We start from the raw sequence: 24,176 nt of genomic DNA, 5'->3' as shown, positions 1-24,176 counted from the left end.
CACAGCTCATCGGCAACCCGCAGTCATTGTTACAGCCGGGGGCCTCGCCGACAGTCGGCACTGCGAGTGTCTATGAGCTCTGCCACTCACAGTGCCGAGAGTTCACCAGCCCCGTGGGTCGTTCGCATCGAGGACATGCTCGAGGTCCGGAAGTTCGTTGCGGTCGATTCGCGCAACCGCCTCCTCGGACAGAATCGCGTGTGTCACCCAATCGTCGGCCAACGCGTCCTCGAGCGATTCGAGGTCAACCGGAGGATCTACCCACGCAGCGCCGGCTGATGCCGCCAGCAGTATCGGCAAGGCAATCCCATCGGCCAAGGCAACGCTGTCGGACGCTGCAGTCAGCACCCGCGACTCGACGTCGACGGCGTATTTCGCGCGCACTCTTGCCAACGTGTCCGAGAGTTCGCCGTATGTCAGCTCCCAACCGGAGGTTCGGTAGGCGATGTCGTCGGACGTCAACGGGCGCAGCCTGTCGGCGTAGCTGATCGGACGGGTGGGTTGCGAGCCCGCGCGAGCGACGGTCTCCGCTGTGACGGTCAGAATGGCTTCCGACGCCAAGACTGTGGCGGCTCCGGTCTTGACGATCGCCCATTGCGCGACGACTGCGTCGATTCCGGACAGCTTTTCCGGCGCAACGAGTTGTCCGGGCCCCGTGCCCTCCTCGATCAGCTGACGCGCCAGCTGCGAAGACCGTGAATCGACTGTCGCATAGTCGATTTCCTCGCCGGCCAGGACAACTGCCGGCGCTTCGGGATCACTCTCGACGATCGATGACAGCAATTGCGGCAGAAGCGCCGACGTCGGAGCTGTCGAGACACTGCGCTGAATTCCCGCGCCGAGAGCCTCGTCTTTCTCTGCAGCGGTGAGCAATTCGATATCACCGACCCGAATCGACGAATCGTCGGTGACCTGTTCGAGAATACGACCAAAACGCTCCGCAAATGATTCGACGGTCGCCTTGTCGAACAGGTCCGTCGCGTAGAGCCATACACCCGACAGTCCGTATCCGTCTGCCGAACTGTTCAAAGTCAGTTGCAGATCGAACTTCGTGGACACCACCGCGGCATCGACGGCGCTGATCGACAGCCCGGGCAGCGAGAACTCTGCTCCGGCAGCAGGTTCCAAGGACAAGATGATCTGGAAGAGACCAGCAGGCGCGCCGACGGCTTCGGACACTTCTTCGAACGGGATATCGGCCTTCGCGAAAGCCTCCAGGTCCACATCACGTACGGCGACAACAAGGTCGTCGAAACTTGCGGCACTGTCCACTTCGGTCCGCAGCGCGAGCGTGTTGACGAACATTCCGACCAGATCGTCGAGTGCACGCTCGCCTCGTCCGCCGACTGCCGTGCCGATCGCAAAGTCGGTAGTAGCGCCCACCCGGGCAATCAGTACGGCCAGCGCGGCGTGCAATGCCATGAAGGCTGTCGCATTCCGGTCCCGAGCAACCTCCACCAACCGGGCGTGGACCTGTTCGCTGATCTCGAACTCGACGGCCCCGGCCGCCGGGGACACGACACTCGGCCGTGGTCGGTCTGTCGGTAGCCCGGCCAGTGCCGGCATCCCGCGAAGCTTGGAACGCCAGAAATCGAGTTGTGCACTGGCAACACTGTCTTCGTCGTCAACCGTGCCCACAACGTCACGTTGCCAGAGTGCGAAGTCCGCGTACTGCACCGTCAACGGAGTCCATGCCGGAACACTGCCCCGGGTTCGGGCCTCGTAGGCGATCATCATGTCGCGCGCCAAGGGCGCCATCGATTCGCCGTCAGCGGCGATGTGGTGTGCAACAAGGGCAAAGACGTATTCGTCCGTACCGCAGCGCAGTAGTTCTATCCGTACCGGGACCTCGGTGGACACGTCGAATCCCGTCGACATCACATCGACGACCCGTGAATACATCTCGGCCATGTCGCCGACAATGACGGGTTCCGCAATTTTCGGAGCGTCGTCGACTCCGAGAATCCGTTGGCTGGGTCCACTGGCGTCGCCGGGATAGAACGTCCGGAGCGACTCATGACGGGCAATGACATCGCGGAACGCCAACTGCAAAGCCTCGACGTCGAGATCTCCCATCAATCGCAGCGCCAGCGGGATGTTGTACGTCGCTGCGGCAGTATCCATCTGATTGACAAGCCACATGCGTTGCTGCGCAAGCGACAACGGAAGTCGCGCCGGTCGCGGATGGGCCTCGAGTGCCTTCCTCCGGCCAGAACCCGCAGTTGCGCCGACTGCTTGCGCCAACGCTTCGACAGTTGTCGCGTCGAACAACGCACGAACCGGAACCGTCGTGTCAAGTGCCTGGCCGAGTCGAGCTGCGAGACGGGTCGCAATCAAAGAGTTGCCACCAAGTACGAAGAAATCGTCATCGAGGCCGACGCGTTCGAGGCCCAGCAGATCAGCAAACACCGCTGCCACTGCGTGTTCCACGTCAGACTGCGGCTCTCGATACTGTGCAACCTCGAACACCGGCGCCGGCAATGCCCGTCGATCGACCTTGCCGTTGGCATTGAGGGGGATCTCTTCGAGAACGACAAACGCGGACGGCACCATGTAATCCGGCAGACGCTGCGCCACAGCTTCTCTCAAGATCTCTGCTACAAGGTTCGGCTCGGCGCCAACGACGTAAGCCACGATGCGGTCGCCTACGACTCCGTCGCGGTGGACCACCACTACAGCCGATGCAACCGAATCCACTGCCACCAACGCCGACTCGATCTCTCCGAGTTCGATACGCAGACCACGAACCTTCACCTGAAAGTCTGTGCGACCCAAATACTCCAGCTCACCGACACTGTTCCAACGAACCAGGTCGCCCGTCCGATACAGACGAGAACCGCTGCCGAACGGATTCGCCACAAAACGCTCAGCCGTCAGATCGAACCGCGCGCCGTAACCACGGCCCACACCCACCCCACCGACATACAACTCGCCGACAATACCCGCAGGCACCACCTGCAACCGCGAATCCAACACGAACAAATCGATATTCGGAATCGGTGAACCAATCGGCACACCCGCTACATCACCGACAGACGCCTCACGGAACGACACCACATCCGATGCCTCCGTCGGACCGTAACTGTTGACGATCCGGACGCCCGAACCCATCACAGATTCAAGGCGACCCACCTGAATCGGCTCACCACCGAGGAACACCACATCCAGACTCGACAACACCCCGTCGACGTCCGCATCCACCACAGCTTCGAACGCACTCGGCGACATATTCGCCACCCTCACACCCGAACCCGCCACCACACTCAATATCTCCGACGGATCGAACCCTGCCGGCGCCACGAACACACAGCCGCCACCCGACAGCGGACCCCACACATTCTTCTGCGTCAGGTCGAAACTCGGCGACGACGCCACCAACACGCCGGCACCAGCCGGGATCTGCGACCGATACCACGCAACCGTGTTCGTGATACCCGCCATCGGGACAATCGTCGGCTTCGGACGACCCGTAGAACCCGACGTCGAAATCACATAACCAGCACGCAGGCCCGCACCCGACTGCGCCCAACGATCAACCCACCCCGGCACAACCGTCGAATCCACGACATCACCGACATCGCCGACCCGAACAACAGGCACCACCACTGCAACGTCGTCGATCGCCACCACACACCGTGCCGCAGTGTCGGAAAGAACGGCCTCGATACGCTCCGCCGGCAACGACGGATCGATCGGCAGATACGCCGCCCCCGCCTTCCACACCGCCACGAGAGCGACAACCCACTGCCACGACCGCGGAACAAGCACACCCACAACATCGTCAGCGCCGACTCCGGCAGCAACCAACTCCGCCGCCAACACCGACGACCGCACATCTAGATCCGTGTACGACAACGCGACATCACCGGCCACCACAGCAGGTGCATCTGGACTGCTCAGCACGTGCTCGGCGAACAAGGCCGGAATCGAAACACCCGCAGCCGGGATCCGCTCACCTCGCGACCACTGAAGAACCTGCGCGGACTCCGCTCCGTCAAGTATCTCCAACGCACCCACCGGACGAGACGAATCCTCCGTCACCGCCGACAACACCCGCACCAACCGCTCCGCGAACGACGCCACCATCGAATCGTCGAAAAGATCCGTCTCATAGGTGAACTCAGCGTTCAAGCCACCGTTGCCCGTTTCAGTCGCTTCCACGAGAGTCAGTTGCAGGTCGACTTTGGCCATCAGGTCCGCGAGGGGGAACTGGGATACCTCGAGCTCCGCCAACTGCACTTTCGCGCGCTGCAAGTTCTGAAAGGACAAACCAACCTGGAAGAGTGGATGCCGCGCCTGAGACCGCTCGGGATTGAGAATCTCGACCAGGCGCTCGAATGGAACGTCCGCGTGACTGAATGCACCGAGATCAGTTTCTCTCGTGCCCTTCACCAGTTCGGCAAATGACCCATGCGGATCTACCGTCGTGCGTAGTACCAGCGTGTTGACGAACATGCCGATCAGATCGTCGAGTGCACGCTCACCTCGACCAGCTGCCGGCGTTCCGATCACGATATCGAGGCTGCCCGACAGACGTGACAACACAACCGCAAACGCAGCGTGCAGCACCATGAACAGCGAGGCGTTGTTTTCCCGTGCCACGCGATCGAGAGCTGCGCGCAATTCGGAATCGATGGTGAAGGTATGCCCCGCACCCCGATTCGACAGAACTCGAGGTCGAGGGCGATCGGTCGGCAGATCCAACTGATTCGGAAGATCTGCCAGTGTCTCGCGCCAGTATCCGACCTGGGATGCGATCACCGATGTCGGATCGTCTTCACTGCCCAGAACTTGCCTCTGCCACAGGGCGAAATCGGCGTACTGCACCGGGAGTGGCGCAGTGTCGGGAACCGCACCCTGAGACCGAGCTGCATACGCTGCCACAACATCCCGCACCAGCGGACCCATCGAGAATCCGTCACCGCTGATGTGATGCACGACGAACACGAGTACGTATCGAGACTCCCCCAGATCGAACAGCCTTGCGCGAACCGAAGATTCACGCGTCACGTCAAATCCTGGCAACACAAAACTTGTCACGTGATCGAGAACCACGGACTCGTCGACGGATACCGGTGAAAGGTCGGGGACAAGTGAATCAGCATCAACGATCTTCTGGTACCCGACGCCGTCGACCTCGGGGTACACCGTACGCAGGATCTCGTGTCGATCGAACAGGTCGCGCAAAGCAGCCTGCATTGCGGGGATGTTGAGTTCGCCCGTCAACCGGATTGCCACCGGGATGTTGTCCACTCCGGACGCCGCATCGAAGCGGTTGAGGAACCACATCCGCTGCTGGGCAATCGACAACGGAACCCGAGAGGGTCGTTCCTGCGCTACCAGTGGGGGGCGAGCACCATTTCCGGCCGACGAATCGATCAGTGCAGCAAGAGACTCCACCGTCGACGCATCAAAGAGCGCACGCACCGGAACGGTCGCGTCGAGCGCTTCGCCGAGTCGTGCGACAACCTGCGTCGCGATGAGCGAGTTGCCGCCGAGCGCGAAGAAGTCGTCATCGAGTCCGACGTGCGCAACGTCCAGGAGATCACCGAAAACGCGTGCGACTGCTTCCTCGACAATTGTGCGCGGAGCCCGGAATGCTGCGATCGTAGCAATCGGATCGGGCAACTGCTTGCGATCCAGTTTTCCGGATGCATTGAGTGGGAAGGTCTCGAGCACCACGTGCGTCGTGGGCACCATGTAGCCAGGCAGCTTGGCAGCGAGTGAGGTTTCGACAAGCTGCCAGTCCACGACAGAGTCGTGTTTCGCAACCACGTACGCAACCAACTGGTCGTTGCGCACGGATACCACGGCAGTCGCGATCGACGACTGATCACGCAGCACTGCCTCGATCTCGCCCAGTTCGATCCGCAGTCCGCGCAGCTTGACCTGGAAGTCGGTTCGCCCGATGTACTCGAGTTCCCCAGTCGGGTTCCAACACACCAGGTCTCCCGTGCGGTACAGGCGATCACCGGTGGTTCCGTAGGGATCGGCAATAAACCGATCAGCTGTGAGATCCGGTCGACCGACATATCCTCGTGCAAGCTGGATACCTGCCAGATACAGCTCTCCCGCCACACCCACGGGCACCGGACGCAATCTCGAATCCAGCACGAGCACGCGCGTATTCCAGACCGGCGCACCAATCGGAACCGAGCTGGAATCTGCGTCGGTAACCTCGTGGAACGTCACGTCGACGGCAGCTTCGGTGGGTCCGTACAGATTGTGTAGTCGAGCCTCGGGAAGGAGTTGACGGAGTTCCTGCGCAACGTTCGGCGCCAACGCTTCACCGGAGGCAAATACCTGGCGAAGTGCGACTGCTTCTCGAACTGCAGGTTCTGCAACAAAGACTTCGAGCATCGACGGCACGAAATGCGCTGTGGTGACTCCTTGTTCCGCGATCACCGATGCCAGGTAAGCCGGCTCTCGGTGGCCGTCTACGGCAGCCACAACCAAGCGGGCACCAACCTGCAACGGCCAGAAGAACTCCCAGACCGACACGTCGAACGTGAACGGAGTCTTCTGCAACACGACGTCGGCACCGCAGAGTGCGTACTCTGCCTGCATCCACACCAAGCGGTTGACGATTGCCCGGTGAGTGACTGCGACACCCTTCGGCTTGCCTGTGGATCCCGACGTGAAAATCACGTACGCGGTGTTGTCCGGTCGGAGCGGTGTGTGCCGATCCCCGTCCGAAACCCGGGCATCCGAGTAGCCGGACAAGTCGATGGTGTCAACGGCGACAACAACTGTGCCATCAGATCGGAAGCCGTCTCGATCCGTGGTGAGCACGCACGTCGGATTGGCAGTCTCGAGTACGTACTCGTTGCGTTCGGTGGGCTGATCCGGATCGATCGGAACGTACGCACCACCTGCCTTGACGATCGCGTACAGAGCGACCAGCAGATCGATCGATCGTCGGATCGACAATCCCACGAGTACATCGGGGCCGACACCGATCGAGATCAAATGGCGAGCAAGGCGATTGACCCGCGAGTCGAATTCCGCGTAGGTCAGAGATGCGCCCTCGAACGTGAGCGCAACAGAATCCGGAGTAGCTGCTACCTGGCGGTCGAAGAGTTCGACCAGCGTTGCCGCGGGAACACCGTGGGCTGTCGAATTCCACTCCTCGAGCACTCTGCGACGTTCGTCAGCATTTGTTACCTCGATATCGCCGACCGCGGTTGAGCGGCTCTGAGCCACGGCTTCGAGGATCGCCACGTACCGGTTCGCGAACAGTTCTACTGTTGCAGCATCGAAAAGGTCTGTTGCATAGGTGAACTGTGCGAGAAGTCCGCCCGGCTCTCCTTCGGTCGATTCACTGACCGTCAGCTGGAGATCGAATTTGGCAACAGGCGATTCGATGTCCACGGCAGAGACGTCCACGTCGTTCATCGCGATCGAATCAAGACCGGCCGCACTGATGTTCTGCATGGTCAACATGACTTGGAACAGTGGGTTTCGGGCCTGCGAACGCTCCGGGTTGATGATCTCGACCAGGCTCTCGAATGGCACGTCGGCATGATCGAATGCACTGAGATCGGTCTCCCGAGCAAGTTCGATCAGATCCGCGACGGTCGAAGCAGGGTCGATATCGGTTCGCAATACCAGGGTGTTGACGAACATGCCGATGACGTCGTCGAGCATCTGCTCACCGCGTCCGGCAACCGGTGTGCCGATCACAATGTCAGTGGTACCCGACAGCTTGGACAGCAACAACGCCAAGGCGGAATGCAAGACCATGAACAGCGACGCCTGGCCCTCCCGGGCAACCGCGTTCAACCTTTCGAGCAGTGCCGCATCAACGGAGAAGTCGTGGTGCGCACCTTGATTGGTCGCAATTCGGGGTCGAGGCCGATCCGTCGGCAGGTCGAGCTGGTCCGGAATCCCGGCCAGTTGTGTTCCCCAGTAGTCGAACTGCCGGGAAATGACCGAACCCGGGTCGTTCTCACTGCCCAGAACCTCACGCTGCCACAACGCGAAGTCGGCAAACTGTACCGGCAACGGCGCCCAGAGCGGAGCAGTCCCGGCTGAACGAGCGCCATAGGCAGTGACGACGTCACGAATCAGCGGGACCATCGAGAATCCGTCGCCGCTGATGTGGTGGACGACAAAGACCAGCACGAACTCGGTATCTGTGACTCGAAGGAGCGAAACGCGCAGTGGCACTTCTGTGGTCACGTCGAATCCGGGGATCACGGCGTCGGTTACGCGGGCCACGACATCTGCCGGTTCCACGTCGATGGGCGTCACGTCGATCAGGCGCGCGGGTTCGAGGACCTGCTGATAGCCGACGCCGTCGATCTCCGGGTAGATCGTTCGCAAGCTTTCGTGGCGGCGCACCAGATCATCGAGGGCGTCCTGTAGTGCTCCGACGTCGAGCGGACCGGTCAATCGCAATGCGGCCGGGATGTTGTCGACGTTCGATCCTGGTTCGAAGCGGTTGAGGAACCACATCCGTTGCTGGGCCAGGGAGAGCGGCACCAGCTCCGGCCGAACCTGAGCGGTCAGCGGAGGCCTCGATACGGAACCGGTTCCCGAATCGATCCGCGTAGCCAATTCAGCGACGGTGGAGGCGTCGAACAACATCCTCACGGGGATGCTGGTGTCGAGCCTCTGACCCAGTCGGGCGACAATCTGGGTAGCCATGAGCGAGTTTCCGCCGAGGCCGAAGAAGTCGTCGTCCCGGCCGACCTGTTCGATACCCAACAGGTCGGAGAAGACCTGCGAGACAGTAATTTCGGTTTCGGTGCGGGGTTCACGGAACTCCGCGACGCGCAACACCGGATCGGGCAACTTCTTGCGATCGAGCTTGCCCGAGCTGTTCAGCGGAAATGACTCGAGCATTACGTGAGCATTCGGAATCATGTACGCGGGCAGCCGCACCGACAGAGCCGCAGAGATGTCGTCCCAGTCGAAGTGAGCGCCGTCAGCCGCGACGACATAGGCCACCAGCTGATCGCTCCGCACGGTGACCACCGCAGCCGACACCGCCGAGTGGTCGCGCAGTGCCATCTCGATTTCACCGAGCTCGATGCGCAGGCCACGCAGTTTAACCTGGAAATCCGTACGCCCGATGTACTCGAGTTCACCAACCGAACTCCAAGACACCAGGTCACCGGTTCGGTAAAGCCGCTCCCCCGTGTCCGAGAACGGGTCCGCCACAAATCGATCTGCTGTCAGTTCGGGCCGCGCGAGGTATCCACGAGCAAGCTGTACCCCGGCGAGGTACAGCTCGCCGGCAACTCCGACCGGAACCGGATGCAAACGGGCATCCAGTACCAGTGTTCGTGTATTCCAGACCGGCGCACCGATGGGCACACTCACGATGTCGGATTCCGTAACCTCGTGGAATGTCACGTCGACTGCAGCCTCGGTCGGACCGTACAGGTTGTGCAGAGCGGTGGTAGGCAGTACATCCCGTAGCCTCGACGCCACCTGCGGCGCCAAAGCCTCACCTGAGGCGAATACCCGGGTCAACGAACTGCACTGCGCCGCAGAAGGCTCGCCGACAAACACTTCCAGCATCGACGGAACGAAGTGCGCGGTAGTGACGCCGTACTCGGCAATTGCCGAAGCCAAGTACGCCGGATCACGATGCCCGTCGATGGCGGCAACAACAAGTTGCGCACCGATCTGCAACGGCCAGAAGAACTCCCACACCGACACGTCGAACGTGAACGGAGTCTTCTGCAAGACCACGTCGCTACCGGTCAGGGCGTACTCGGACTGCATCCACTCGAGCCTGTTGACAATCGCTCGATGCGATACCGCGACGCCCTTCGGCTTTCCGGTGGAACCGGAAGTGAAGATCACGTACGCCGTATTGTTGTCGCGCAACGGCGAGAGCCGATCGGTATCGACAATCGCGTCACCCGAGAAACCTGACGCATCAATCGAATCCAGCGAGACAACATAGTGCCCCGATGCCTCGAAGGCGTCGCGATCAGTCGTCAGAACGCAGACCGGTGCCGCTGTCGCGAGCACGTAGTCATTGCGGTCGGCCGGCTGATCAGGGTCGATCGGGAGGTACGCTCCGCCGGCTTTGAGAATGGCGTACATCGCCACGACCAAGTCCAGGGATCGTCGAATCGCCAGTCCCACCACGGCGTCGGGGCCGACGCCCAGAGTGACCAGCTTGCCGGAAAGTTGATTGACCCGAGAATCGAAGTCTGCGTAGGTAAGTGACTCACCGTCGAAGCGAAGGGCAACCGAGTCCGGAGTTCGCGAGACCTGTGCGTCGAACATGTCGACCAGCGTCCGCCGCTCGACGTCGTGCTGCGTCTCGTTCCCGGCACCCGTCGCCAACTGCCGTTCCGAGGCGCCGAGCAGGTCGACATCACCGACAATAACCGTCGGGTCTTGCGCGACAGCCGTGAGAATCATCGACAGCCGCGATGCAAACGAGTCGATGGTGGACGCGTCGAAAAGATCTGTGGCGTAGTCGATGACCAGCGACAGTCCACCGCGGTCGGCGTCTTCCCAGACGGTGAACTGAAGATCGAACTTGGCGATAGCCGACGGGAGATCCACACCCGCAACCGTCAGCCCACCCAGTTCGGCACTCCCCTGTTCACTTTGGCCGAGGTTCTGGAATGCCAGCATGACCTGGAAGAGAGGATTGTGTGCCTGCGAACGGGCAGGATCGAGCACCTCGACGAGGCGTTCGAAGGGAACGTCGGCGTTGCCGAAGGCATCAAGATCGGCGGTGCGGGCAGCGTTCAGCAGACTCTCGAAGGTGCCGGCCGCATCAACTTCGGTACGCAGCACCAAAGTGTTGACGAACATGCCGATGACGTCGTCGAGCGCTTTGTCGCCGCGTCCGGCAACCGGGGTACCGATCGCAATGTCGGACGTGCCGGACATGCGGGCCAGCAGCATCGCAATGGCGCTGTGCAGCACCATGAATACCGAAGCCTTGCTTGCTTGCGCGATCGATTCCAGCTGCGTCAGCAACTCGGGATCGATCGAAAACTTATGTGATGCACCGCGGTTGGTGGCGACGGGGGGACGTGGCCGGTCCACCGGAAGATCGAGCAGTTCCGGCAACCCTGCCAACTGCTGGCTCCAGTAGTCGATCTGGCGCGCGATCAGCGACTGCGGGTCGTTCTCGTCGCCGAGGACAGTTCGCTGCCACAAGGCGAAGTCGGCGTACTGAATCTCGAGAGGCCGGAACTCGGGTGCGACGCCGTTCGAACGTGCTGCGTACGCTCCCACTACGTCGCGGACCATCGGGCCCATCGAGAAGCCGTCACCGCTGATGTGGTGGACAACGAACACCAGCACAAATTCGGATTCCGCTACCTGGAAAAGCCTGACTCGCAACGGAACCTGCGTCGTCACTTCGAATCCCTCGGTCACCACGGCCGTAACCCGGTCCACCAGATCCGATTCGGCGACAGCTACCGCAGTCAGGTCGATCGCAACATCCGATGCTGCCAGAATCTGCTGATAGCCGACGCCGTCAACTTCGGGATAGACCGTTCGTAGGCTCTCGTGACGCTCGATCAGGTCCGCAATCGCGGTGCCCAAAGCATCGACGTCGAGGCCGCCGCTCAGACGCAGCGCCACGGGGATGTGGTCGACGGCCGAAGCCGAGTCGAAACGATTGAGGAACCACATCCGCTGTTGTGCAAGCGACAGCGGAATCTGCGTAGGGCGCTCCTGCGAAACGAGCGGTGCCCGGGACACGGAACCTGCGGAATCATCTACCCGAGAGGCCAACTCGGCAACAGTGGGCGCATCGAAGAAGGCTCGCATATCCAGTTCGACGCCGAGTTCGGCGTTGGCGCGGGCCACTACTCGGGTTGCGAGAAGCGAGTTGCCGCCGAGATCGAAGAAACCGTCGTCGACACCGAGATTATCCCGTCCGAGGAGGTCGGAGAAGATCGTGACCAGCACCTTTTCGACGGGGGTGCTCGGTGCACGGTATTCGACGACGTGTGCCGTGAACTGCGGCGCAGGCAGCGCTTTCCGGTCGAGTTTGCCGCTGGCGTTGAGAGGAAAAGCGTCGAGTTCGACGAACAACGACGGCACCATGTAATCGGGCAGTCGCCCGCCGAGCTGATCGGCAAGCTTCTCGGAGTCGAAAACTGTACCGGCAGAAGGAACCACATAGGCAACGAGGTTGTCACCCAGCGTCGCATCGGAGTGAACCAGCACTGCAGCTTGCGCCACCGCGTCATTGTCGAGCAGTGCGGATTCGATCTCGCCGAGTTCGATGCGCAGTCCACGCAGTTTCACCTGAAAGTCGGTGCGGCCGATGTACTCGAGCAGTCGCGCACTGCCGGCGCCGCGCCAGCGAACCAAGTCGCCGGTCCGGTACATCCGAGCACCGGCGGCGCTGGGGTGAGCGACAAACCGATCAGCCGACAAGTCCGGCCGCGAAACGTAGCCACGCGCCAATTGGATACCGGCAAGGTACAACTCACCAGGAACGCCGGGCGGAACCTGGCGCAAGGCGTCGTCGAGCACGAGCAGTTCGGTGTCAGCCACCGCACGCCCGATCGGAACCGACACCTCGTCCTGTGAGCCGGTTGCATAGTAGGTGACGTCGACTGCGGCCTCGGTGGGCCCGTAAAGGTTGTGCAGCCCAGCAGAACTGACGGCACGCAACCGTGCGGCAGTCTGAGCGGGAAGCGCCTCACCGGATGCGAAGACGTAACGGAGAGTGCTGATCTCTGCAACCGAAGGCTCCGCCACGAAGACAGCCAGCATCGACGGAACGAAGTGAACGACGGTAACGCCGTAGTCGATCATGGTGCGTGCGACATACGCCGGATCACGATGCCCGTCCGGCTCGGCAATAACCAGAGTGGCACCGATCTGCAACGGCCAGAAGAACTCCCACACCGACACGTCGAAGGTGAATGGCGTCTTCTGAAGGATTACGTCTTCTGCCGTGAAGGCGTACTCATCCTGACGCCACCGGAGATTAGCGACGATCGCCCCATGGGCAACGCCGACACCCTTGGGTCGTCCGGTGGATCCCGAGGTGAAGATGACGTAGGCGAGGTTGTCGGCGCGCAGTGGTGACAACCGGTCTGCGTCCACCAGCGCCGCGGCGGAGTGGGCGGACACATCGATCGTGTCCAGCTCGAGGACTGCAACGCCATCAGGCAGTGTCACGCCGTCGGTCGAGGTGGTGAGCACCAGGATCGGAGCTGCCACGTCCAGTACGTAGGCCACACGTTCGGCCGGGTGGTCCGGATCGAGTGGCACGTACGCGCCACCGGCTTTCACGATCGCGTACATCGCCACAAGCAGTTCCACGGACCGTCGGATCCCGAGGCCGACCAGGGTATCCGGTCCGACACCACGCGCAACGAGTTCACGTGCCAGGCGATTGACCCGGGCGTCGAATTGCGCATAGGTCAGCGAAATCTCATCGAACCGGAGCGCTGTCGCATCCGGAGTCCGGGCGACCTGGTCGTCGAACACACTCACAAGAGTGGGTTCGGCAACGACCGGGACCTCGAAGGCGACCACTGACATCGCGTCGGCGATGAGCGCGTCGACTATCGCACCCAGTCCACCGTCGTGCGATGCGATCAGTTCCGGCAGAACGGTGGAGATAACCACGGGGACAAGTGCATCAGCGCCCAAAGCGCCACCCATTGCAGTATCGAGAGTTGTCAGTTCGGTCTCGAGGCGGGCGTAACTGATCTCGGTGCCGGCATGCGCGAGCGCGCGCCGATCCGGGTCTACCTCGGCCACTGCCGCGATCAGTCTCGGAAGATCCTCGATGGTCAGCGACTTCGGTCCAGGTATACCAACGGACATCTAGACTTCCTCCAACTGACTGCGCACGAACTGAAACCGGACTAACTGACAACAGACGGAAGGCGTCGATCCGGCACCACGGGTGCCGTCTCGATGCTCTCCACTGGGCAAATGCTTCATATTACCCAATCGCGCCGGTGTCTTTCTCTGATGTGATCTGCGCATCAGTGATGAGAGAACTCACCAACGAGGCAATTCCGTCAGCGCCGAGCGCCGGCAGAATGCCCGGAGCCAGACCGTTCAGCGACACCGAAGCCTGTGCGTCGGCGCCCAGAACCGCACCCATCGTCGCCTTTGTCGCGGCTAGCTTTTCTGCCAGCTGCGTGAAGGTGACGGTGTGCTCACCGTGGGTGAATGCCACTGCGGTCGGGTCCGCCGCTGCGGCGGCAGCAGCCAGATCCGGGAGGTCCTCGACCGTCTTCGGCTCAGCAGCCTCGATCAGTGCCCGCTCCGTGTCCGTCACGATGTCGATGGTGCGCAGAACCACAGTCGGATCCGCCGCGACGGCGTCTACGACGGCCCGCAGCCTGGCCGCGAACACCTCCATCGTCGAGGCGTCGTACAGATCGGTTGCGTAGGTGAATCGCATCCGAATGTCCGACAGACGGCCGTCCTCGTCGAACTCCTCGATGCCGGTCAGTTGGAGATCGAACATGGCCGAATCGAATCCGTCGTCGACCGCCGAGAGTTCGAGGCCCGGTAGGGCGAACGTGCCCAGTGCCATGTTCTGGAACGTCAGCATCACCTGGAACAGCGGTGAGTAGGCGTGCGAGCGCTCCCGACCGACCTGCTCGACCAAACGCTCGAACGGGACGTCCGCATTGCCGAACGCCGCGAGGTCCTTCTCCTTCACCTGCTGCAGTAGGTCTACGAACGTGGTGGACGGTGCGACCTGAGTGCGTAGGACCAGCGTGTTGACGAACATGCCGACCAAGTCGTCCAGAACTCGCTCACCACGACCGGCTACCGGGGTACCGATTGCGATGTCGTTGGAGCCGCTGAGCTTGGACAACAACACCGAGAACGCCGCGTGCACGACCATGAAGACCGTCGAGTTCTGCTCGCGGGCGATCTCGGCGATACGACGCGTCGAATCGGTTCCGAGCGTGAACAGGAAGTCGGCACCCTTCATCGACTGGGTCGGCGGGCGTGGACGGTCCGTCGGCAGTTCCAGAAGTTCCGGAACGCCGGCGAGTTCCTGCGCCCAGTACGAAAGCTGCGTCGACAGTTCACTGTTCGGATCGTCTTCGGAACCGAGGACGTCACGCTGCCACAGTGTGTAGTCCGCGTATTGAACCTCGAGCGGTGCCCATTGCGGTGCGGCGCCGTCCGTGCGAGCGGTGTAGGCAACCATCGTGTCTCGGATCATCGGCGCCATCGAGAAAGCGTCGCCACTGATGTGGTGCACGACCACGATCAAGACATGTTCGGTGGGCGTGATCTGGAACAGACGTACTCGTAGCGGAACCTGCGTGGTCACGTCGAAGCCCTGGCCGACAGTCTTGGCGACCTCTGCCGCGATCGTGTCCTCACCGACGTAGAGCACAGCCATGTCGACGGTTGCCGCCGACTTCGACTGAATCGACTGCGTCGGACCGTCCCCCTGGTCCGGATAGAACGTTCGCAGAATCTCGTGGCGCGCAACAAGATCAGATACGGCCGACTCCAACGCTGCCACGTCGAGATCCCCGGACATCCGAATTGCCACCGGAATGTTGTAGGCAGCAGAACTGCTGTCGAGACGGTTGAGCACCCACATCCGCTGCTGAGCGAGCGACAACGGAATTTGCGACGGCCGATCCTGCGGCACCAACTGTGCACGCGAACCGGAGCCGGCATGTTCGAGCACCCTTGACGCCAGTGCGCCGACGGTGGATGACTCGAAGATGATCCGCACCGGGATCTGTGCATCGAGGGCCTGACCCAAACGCGCCACGACCTGTGTTGCAATCAAAGAGTTTCCGCCGAGTTCGAAGAAGTCGTCGTCCAACCCAACGCGCGGTGCACCGAGGACCTCGGCAAACACCGAAGCCACGATTTCTTCGACGGGGTTACTGGGAGCACGGAATTCCGTAGCCTCGAACTCAGGCTCCGGCAACGCCTTTCGATCGATCTTGCCGTTGATATTGAGCGGCAGTTCGCTCAGCACCATCAAGGCCGACGGAACCATGTAGCTCGGCAATTCACGAATCAGTTCCGACTTCACCGCATCGAGATCAATACTTGCATCTGTCGGCGGCACGAGGTAGCCGACCAGTCGATCACCCAGTCGCGGATCGGTTTTCGCCACTACGACAGCAGCTTCCACCGACGGCTGATTGCGGAGGACAGCTTCGATCTCACCGAGTTCGATGCGGTAGCCACGGATCTTGACCTGGAAGTCGGCACGATCGACGTACTCGAGTTCCCCGTCTTCGCGCCAGACGACGAGGTCGCCCGTGCGGTACAGACGGCTGCCGGGTTCACCGAAGGTGTTGGCGACAAAGCGTTCCGACGTGAGATCGACTCGGCCGTGATAGCCACGAGCCAACTGTGTTCCGGCCAGATACAACTCACCGGTCACACCGACGGGGACGGGGTGCAAACGCTCGTCGAGGACGTAGACCTGCGTATTCCATTCCGGCGCACCGATCGAGACCGACGTGATGTCGCGTCCGTCCACGTTGTGCGCGGTCACGGATACGGCTGCCTCGGTCGGTCCGTACAGGTTGACCAATGCCGCATCAGAGACCTTGCGGAACTCGCTCGCTGTTGCCGCCGGCAATGCCTCACCGATGGCCAACACACGCTTCAGAGACTGGGGAAGGCTTCCGTCGGCCGCAGAGTGAAGCATCGCCAACATCGACGGAACTGCGTGCAGCGTCGTCACCTTCTCCTGCGCCATGAGCGCAAGCATGTACTCGGCGTCCTTATGCCCGTCGGGATCTGCGATGACGAGGCGTGAACCGGAGGTCAACGCGGACCAGAACTCCCACACCGAGAGGTCGAACGTCGCCGCTGTCTTGAGTAGCATCGCATCGGTCTGATCGAGACCGTACTGATCGCGCTTCCACAGAAGCTGATTGACGATCGCGGCGTGCGAAACTGCTACACCCTTCGGCTTACCCGTCGAACCCGACGTGAAGATCACGTACGCAGTATTTCCCGCACGGAGTGGTGTGATGCGCTCGCCGACGCGCACCGGATCACCGGAGACATCGGACAGGTCGAGAGTGTCGATAGCGATGACGGAGTCGATATCCGCCAGCGACGGGGCATCACGCTCTGTGCTGAGCACACAAACCGGCGCTGCCATGTCGAGTACGTAGGCGGTGCGATCGGCCGGATGATCCGGATCGATCGGAACGTAACCGCCACCGGCCTTGACGACCGCGTACATGCCGATCACCAGGTCGATGGATCGTCGCATTCCCAACGCCACCAACGACTCCGGGCCGACGCCGAGGCCGATCAGATGACGTGCAAGGCGATTGACCTTGTCGTCGAACTCTGCATAGGTCAACGATGTATGTCCGTAGACCAGCGCAACGGAATCGCTGTGAGCCGCCACCTGCTCGTCGAACAGATCGACGAGTGTCGAAGCGGAATCAGTGTCGTGATCCGTTGCATTCCATTCATGCAGAACACGATTCGATTCGAGGGAGTCGAGCAGTCCGATGTCACCGACCACTACGGACGGGTCAGCAACGACCGACGCCAGTACGGCGATAAACCGATCGGCGAACGACTGGACTGTCGACTCGTCGAACAGATCGTGTGCGTAACTGAAGACCGCCGAAATGCCCTTTGCGACTCCACGTTCGTCGTAGTTGTCGCCGACGATCAACTGGAGATCGAACTGCGCGACACCGTTGTCGATATCGAGTCCCTTGACCGTGAGGCCGGGCAACTCCAGGCTGGCCTGTTCCATGTTCTGGAAGAGGAAGCCGACCTGGTACAGCGGATGACGAGCGGTCGAACGCGCCGGGTTGAGAACTTCGACCAATCGCTCGAACGGAATGTCGGCATGAGCGAACGCCTGCAGATCGTTCTCACGTACGCGGGCAAGCAGTTCTGTGAAAGTCTCGCCGCCGTCAACGTGTGTACGGAAGACCAGGGTGTTGACGAACATACCGATCAACTCGTCCAGCGCCCGCTCACCACGACCGGCGATCGGAGTACCGACAGCAATGTCGTCGGTACCGGACAACCGAGCCAGCAGGACTGCAAACGCCGCGTGCGTCACCATGAACAGCGTGGTTCCCTGCGCACGGGCCAACGCCGACAAGCCCTGGTGAATCTCCGCGTCGATCTCGAAGGGGAGGTAACCGCCGCGATACGTCTGCGCAGCCGGACGCAGCCGGTCGGTCGGCAGATCGAGCTGATCCGGCAGCCCAGCCAGGGCCTTACTCCAGTAACCGATCTGCTCGGCGGCAACCGATTCGGTGTCGTCTTCGCTGCCCAGAACCTCGCGCTGCCACAGGCTGTAATCGGCGTACTGGACATCGAGCGGAGTCCAACCCGGCGCCGTTCCCTGGGCCCTGGCCGCGTAAGCCATTACAAGGTCTCGGGCAAACGGGGTGGTCGACGAACCGTCGGCTGCAATGTGGTGCACAACTACAGCGAGGACGTACTCGTGTGCAGCAACCTGGAACAACCGAATCCGCAGCGGAATTTCAGCTGTCACGTCAAATCGGGTTGATGCCAATTCGACCAGCTTGCCGACGATCTCGGCTTCCGGCACATTCTCGATGTCGAGCTCGACCGGCGTATATCCCACGGGCTCGATGACCTGGACAGGTCCCGAATCCGTTTCCGGGTACACAGTACGCAAGGTTTCGTGACGTGCGACTACGTCGCGGATCGCGGCGCGCATTGCCTCGAGATCGAGGTCACCGCTCAACCGCAGCGCAAACGGCATGTTGTAGGCGCCGGCTGAACCGTCGAATCGGTTCAGGAACCACATACGCTGCTGCGCCAGGGAAAGCGGAATTTCTTCCGGCCGATCCTGCGGTGTCAACGCCAGGCGAGTTCCTTCACCGACATGCGTTTCGAGGCGAGCTGCCAGTTCCTGCACCGTCGACGCCTCGAACAGAAGACGCACGGGGACAGCGGAATCGAGTTCTTCGGCGATGCGCATGACAACTCGAGTTGCGATCAGCGAGTTGCCGCCCAACGCAAAGAAATCATCATCCAACCCCACCCGATCAACACCCAACACACCCACAAACGCCGACGCCACCACCAACTCCACCACCGACACCGGAGCCCGAAACACCCGAGCCTCAAACACCGGCTCCGGCAACAACCCCCGATCCAACTTCCCCGACGAATTCAACGGAAAAGCATCCAACACCACCACAGCCGCCGGAACCATATAACCCGGCACCCGCTCCCCCACAAACCCCCGCAACACCGACACATCAACCGACGCACCCACAGCCGGCACCACATACCCCACCAACTGATCACCCGTCACACTGCCACGCACCAACACCGCAGCCGACAACACCGACCCATGCGCCGACAACGCAGCCTCAATCTCCCCCAACTCAATCCGCTGACCACGAAACTTCACCTGAAAATCAGTACGACCGATGTACTCGATGTCACCAGATGCGTTCCAGCGAACCAGATCACCCGTCCGATACATCCGCTCCCCCAACCCGAACGGAGACGCCACAAACCGATCCGCACTCAAATCCGGCCGACCCACATACCCCCGAGCCAACTGCACCCCCACCAAATACAACTCACCCGCAACACCCACCGGCACCGGCCGCAAACGCGAATCCAACACAAACACCCGGCAATTCCACTCCGGCACACCAATCGACACCACACTGCCCGACGACCCCACCGCCGTCACATCCGCAAACGTAAACGACACCGCCGCCTCCGTCGGACCATACAAATTATGAACCCGCGCCGACGACACCGCAGCAAACTCCCGCACCGCCTCCACCGGCAACGCCTCACCAATCACCAACACATCACGCAACGAACCCAACAACCCCGGATCCACCAACGACGAAAACGTCGACAACATCGTCGGAACGAAATCCGTCACCGACACACCCTGCTCATCAATCACCGACGCCAAATACCCCGGATCCCGATGACCATCAGCAGAAGCAACCACCAACGTCGCCCCCACCCGCAACGGCATGAAAAACCCCCACAACGACACATCGAACGTCGTCGCCGTCTTCTGCAAATACACATCAGAAGAATCCAAACGATACTCCGCCTGCATCCACTCCAACTGATTCACAATCGCCCCATGCGAAACAGCCACACCCTTCGGACGACCCGTCGACCCCGACGTGAAAATCACATACGCCGCATTCCCCGAACGCAACGGCCCCAACCGATCCACATCCAACACCCGCGCACCCGAAAAACCAGACACATCAACAACATCCACACACACAACCCGACGACCCGACGCCGCGAAACCATCACGCTCCGTCGACACCACACACACCGGATCAGCCGTCTCCAACACATACTCGTTACGAGCCGACGGCGCATCAGGATCAAGGGGCACCCACGCCCCACCCGCACGCACAATCGCATACAACCCCACCAACAAATCCGTCGACCGACGAACCGCCAACCCCACCAACGACTCCGGACCCACCCCTAACCCGATCAGATACCGAGCAAGCCTGTTCACCTTGACGTCGAACTCCGCATACGACAGCACCTGCTCGCCGAACACCACCGCCCGCGAGGCGCCGCACTCACTGACCACCGAATCGAAACCATCCAACAACAACCCACCCACCGTCACCTGAGCAGTGTCGTTCCACGTGTCGAGCACCAGAGTGCGCTCGGCGGCGGTCATGATCTCGATGTCTCCGACTGCAACAGTGGGAGTTTCACCGATTTCGGTCAGCAACGTTTCGAGGCGGCCCAACAGAGCCTGAGCGTACGACTCGTCGAAGAAGTCCGGCAGGTACCGGAGCGTCACGTGCAATTGGTCGTCCAGACCCACCAGGAGAGTGAGCGGGTAGTTGGTCGAGTCGTCGGACGTGACATCGTCGATCATCATCCCGTCGAGGAACTCTGCCTGTGCCGCAAGACCTTCACGGTCCACTGGGTACGACTCGAAGATGACCAAGGTGTCGAACAATCCGCCGACACCGGCAGCGCTCTGTACGTCGGTCAGTCCGAGGTAGTGGTGATCGAGCAGTCCTGCCTGCTCGATCTGAATCCGCGAAAGCAAAGCCTCGACGGACTCGGCCAAGTCCAACTGCACTCGCACGGGAAGCGTGTTGATGAACAGGCCCACCATCTTCTCGACGCTGTCGAGCTGCGGCGGACGGCCGGAGACCGTGGCACCGAAGACAATGTCCTGGCGCCCGGTCAAGCGTCCCAACAGGATTGCCCAGGCAGCCTGAACGATCGTGTTGGCAGTGACGCCCAAACGGGAAGCCAAACCGGTGAGTGACGCGGTAACCGATTCGCTGAGCGAGAGCTGCAGCTTCTGCGACAGCGCACTGAACTCCTGGCCGGAGACGGTGGGAGCCAACAACGTCGGCTCTTCGACGCCACCGAGCGCCTGCGCCCAGGCGTCCATGGAAACACTACGATCCTGCTGAACCAGCCAGGCCAGGTAGTTCCGGTAGCTCAGTGCCCGCGTCTGCGCGGGAATATTCCCGCGCATCGCGTAATGACCCAGAAGCGACTGGAGCAGCAACGGCATTGACCAGCCGTCGAGGATGATGTGGTGGTTCGCCACAACCAGACGGTACTCACTTGCCGCGAGCTTGATCAGCGTGAACTTGATCAACGGCGGGGTGGACATGTCGAAGTGTGTTGCCTGGTCCTCGACGAGTAGTCGATCCAACTCGGCAGTGCGTTCAGTTACATCGGCGATCTCACTGAGATCGATCTCGCGCCACGGTACGTCAACTCCGCCGAGAACAACCTGCACAGGTGTGCCGGTTCCGTCGACGACAAAGGCGGTCCGGAGGTTCGGATGACGGTCGACGATGCTCTGCGCGGCAGCGTGCAGTCGATCTGCGTCGACACGGCCGGAGAGTGACAGCACCATCTGCACCGAGTACAGGTCGACGGTCGACTCGGCCATCACGGCATGGAAGAGCAGGCCTGACTGCAGCGGTGCGAGCGGCCACACGTCCTGCACAGCGGGGAAACGCTGCTCGAAGCCGTCGAGGTCCTGTTGGGTGAGCGTTACCAGCGGCACGTCCGACGGTGTGAGTCCGCCGGCGTCCGTGGTGCGTGCGTGCTTCGCCAAGGCCGTCAGGGCTTCGACCCACAGATCGGCCAGAGCCTGGACTTCTGCCTCGGTCAGAAGGCCGCTCGGGAACGCAAACGACGCTTCGAGCACTGCTCCGCCGGCTCCGTCGTTGACGATGGCATTGATGTCGACGACCTTGTTGGCGGGCATGTCCGGGTCTTCCGGCGCACTGACTTCGGAGAAGTCCCGAGCCGGAATCCATCCGAGCTCCTGGGCTGCAGCCGGAATATCCTCCGCCACAATGCGGCCCAGGTAGTTGAAGCTGATCTGACCGCTACTGCGTTTCGTGAGTTCCGCCCGAGTCTCGTCGTTCAGGTAACGCAGCAGTCCGTAGCCCACTCCCTTGTCCGGGATAGCGAGCAACTGTTCCTTGACTGCCTTGATCGACTGTCCTGCCGCGACTCCGGCGTTGAACGCATCGTCGACGTCGATACCGGCCAGATCGAGGCTAATCGGGAATGCAGCCGTGAACCAACCGACTGTGCGTGAGAGATCTGCTCCCGGAACTACGCCTTCTTCGCGGCCGTGGCCTTCGAGTTGGAGCAATGCTGCTTCGGTGCTGATACCTCGTTCACGACGCCAACGCACCAGCGCCAGAGCCAGTCCGGCCAATAGTCCGTCGTTGGCACCGCCGCGGAACACCTCCGGCAACGTGGTCAGGAGGGTTTCCGTGACGTCGGCGGGTACCTCGACGCGTACGCGCTCCACTGTTGCCGCAACATCGACGGACGGGTTGAATGCCCGCGAGCCGAGAACCGGGTCCGGCGTCGACAGCGTCGTACGCCAGCGCGCCAATTCTGCAAGACGCTTGTCGGACCGCGATTCCGCAGCCAACGAATGTGCCCAGGTACGCATGGACGTGCCCGTCGGTTCGAGCACGGGCGTTGTTCCGCCCGATCGCTGCGCCCACGCAGAGATCAAGTCCGGCACGATGATTCGCCAGGAGACGCCGTCGACGATCAGGTGGTGCGCCGCGACGATCAACCGCCCGGTGCGCTCGTCGCCGAAGTCGATCCAGACGAACTGCGCCATGACGCCCGCTGCGGGATTCAATCGACCGAGTGCATCGTCGAGTGCTCCCGACGCGATGGCAGTCAGTTCTGCTTCTGCCACTGCGGGATCCACCGACACCCGGCGTACCAGTGCGTCGGCATCGACCGTGCCGGGCTCGGACACCGACAGGCCGGGACCGCGCTGATCGTTCACGAGACGCGATCGGAACATGTCGTGGTGATCGATCACAGCGGTCAATGTTTCGACAACGCCGGTCCGGTCGATTCCCTGCGGAAGTTCCAGCGTCAACAACTGGTTGAATCGCTGGTAGCTACCGGGACGTTCGAACATGAATCGCTCGATCGGAGTCAGCGGCATCCAACCGGTGCCACCGCCCTCGATCTCCGCCAGAACAGTGGCTACGTCGGCATCGGAGCCGAATACAGCGACCTCCGCCAGTGCCGCAACAGTCTTGTTCTCGAACACATCCTTGGGAGAGAAGAGAATTCCACGTCCCTTGGCGCGCGAAACCAACTGAATCGACATGATCGAGTCGCCGCCCTGAGCGAAGAACGAATCGTCGGTGCCGATCTGGTCAAGTCCGAGTACGTCCGCGAAGACCTCGCTGAGGATTCGTTCCATCTCCGTGGTGGGAGCGCGGAACTCCTTGACCTCGAATACGGGCTCGGGCAGAGCCTTTCGATCCAGCTTGCCCGCCGGGGTCAACGGCATGTCGGACAAAACCATGATCGACGCCGGCACCATATGCGCGGGCAGAGTGCGCGAGACGAACTCACTCAGCTCTGCCGAACTCACAGCCGAATCCTTGCCGATGAATACGTACGAAACCAGCGCGGTCGCACCCGATGCCAGGGTCGTGCCCATCGTCGCTGCAAACTCGACGTCGGAATGTGCCGTAAGGGCCGCGTCGATCTCACCGAGCTCGATACGGAAACCACGGATCTTGACCTGGAAGTCGTTGCGACCCACATACTCCACCGCGAACTGATCAGTCCAGCGCACAATGTCACCCGTGCGGTACATGCGCTCACCGGGCAGACCGTGCGGGTTCGCGACAAAACGATCCGCACTCAAACCCGGACGGCGATGGTAACCGCGCGTAACCTGCGGGCCCGAAAGATACAGCTCACCG

General features: G+C 61.4%; 2 protein-coding genes (1 of these 2 only partly in view). Both read right to left on the bottom strand.

Annotated features, from left to right (window positions below; all coding sequences use genetic code 11):
• Positions 1–102 precede the first annotated feature (102 nt).
• Positions 103–13,782, bottom strand: coding sequence for a non-ribosomal peptide synthetase (locus tag BDB13_RS12345; protein WP_094271897.1), 13,680 nt, complete (start codon positions 13,780–13,782; stop codon positions 103–105).
• A 121-nt stretch (positions 13,783–13,903) separates the two neighbouring features.
• Positions 13,904–24,176: the end of a non-ribosomal peptide synthase/polyketide synthase gene (locus BDB13_RS12340; RefSeq protein ID WP_141210637.1), read on the bottom strand. 18,365 nt of this gene lie beyond the right edge of the window; only the last 10,273 of its 28,638 coding nucleotides appear in the window; its start codon lies beyond the right edge, outside the window — the gene reads right to left on this strand; the stop codon is at positions 13,904–13,906.

The organism is Rhodococcus sp. OK302, from assembly GCF_002245895.1.
GTDB lineage: Bacteria > Actinomycetota > Actinomycetes > Mycobacteriales > Mycobacteriaceae > Rhodococcus_F.
The sequence above is the reverse complement of the archived record's forward strand: the minus strand, read 5'-3'. Positions and strand labels throughout refer to the sequence as shown.

Excerpts from the sequence above, each read along its gene's own strand:
- BDB13_RS12345 (WP_094271897.1), bottom strand. The coding sequence starts at position 13,782 with ATGTCCGTTGGTATACCTGGACCGAAGTCGCTGACCATCGAGGATCTT.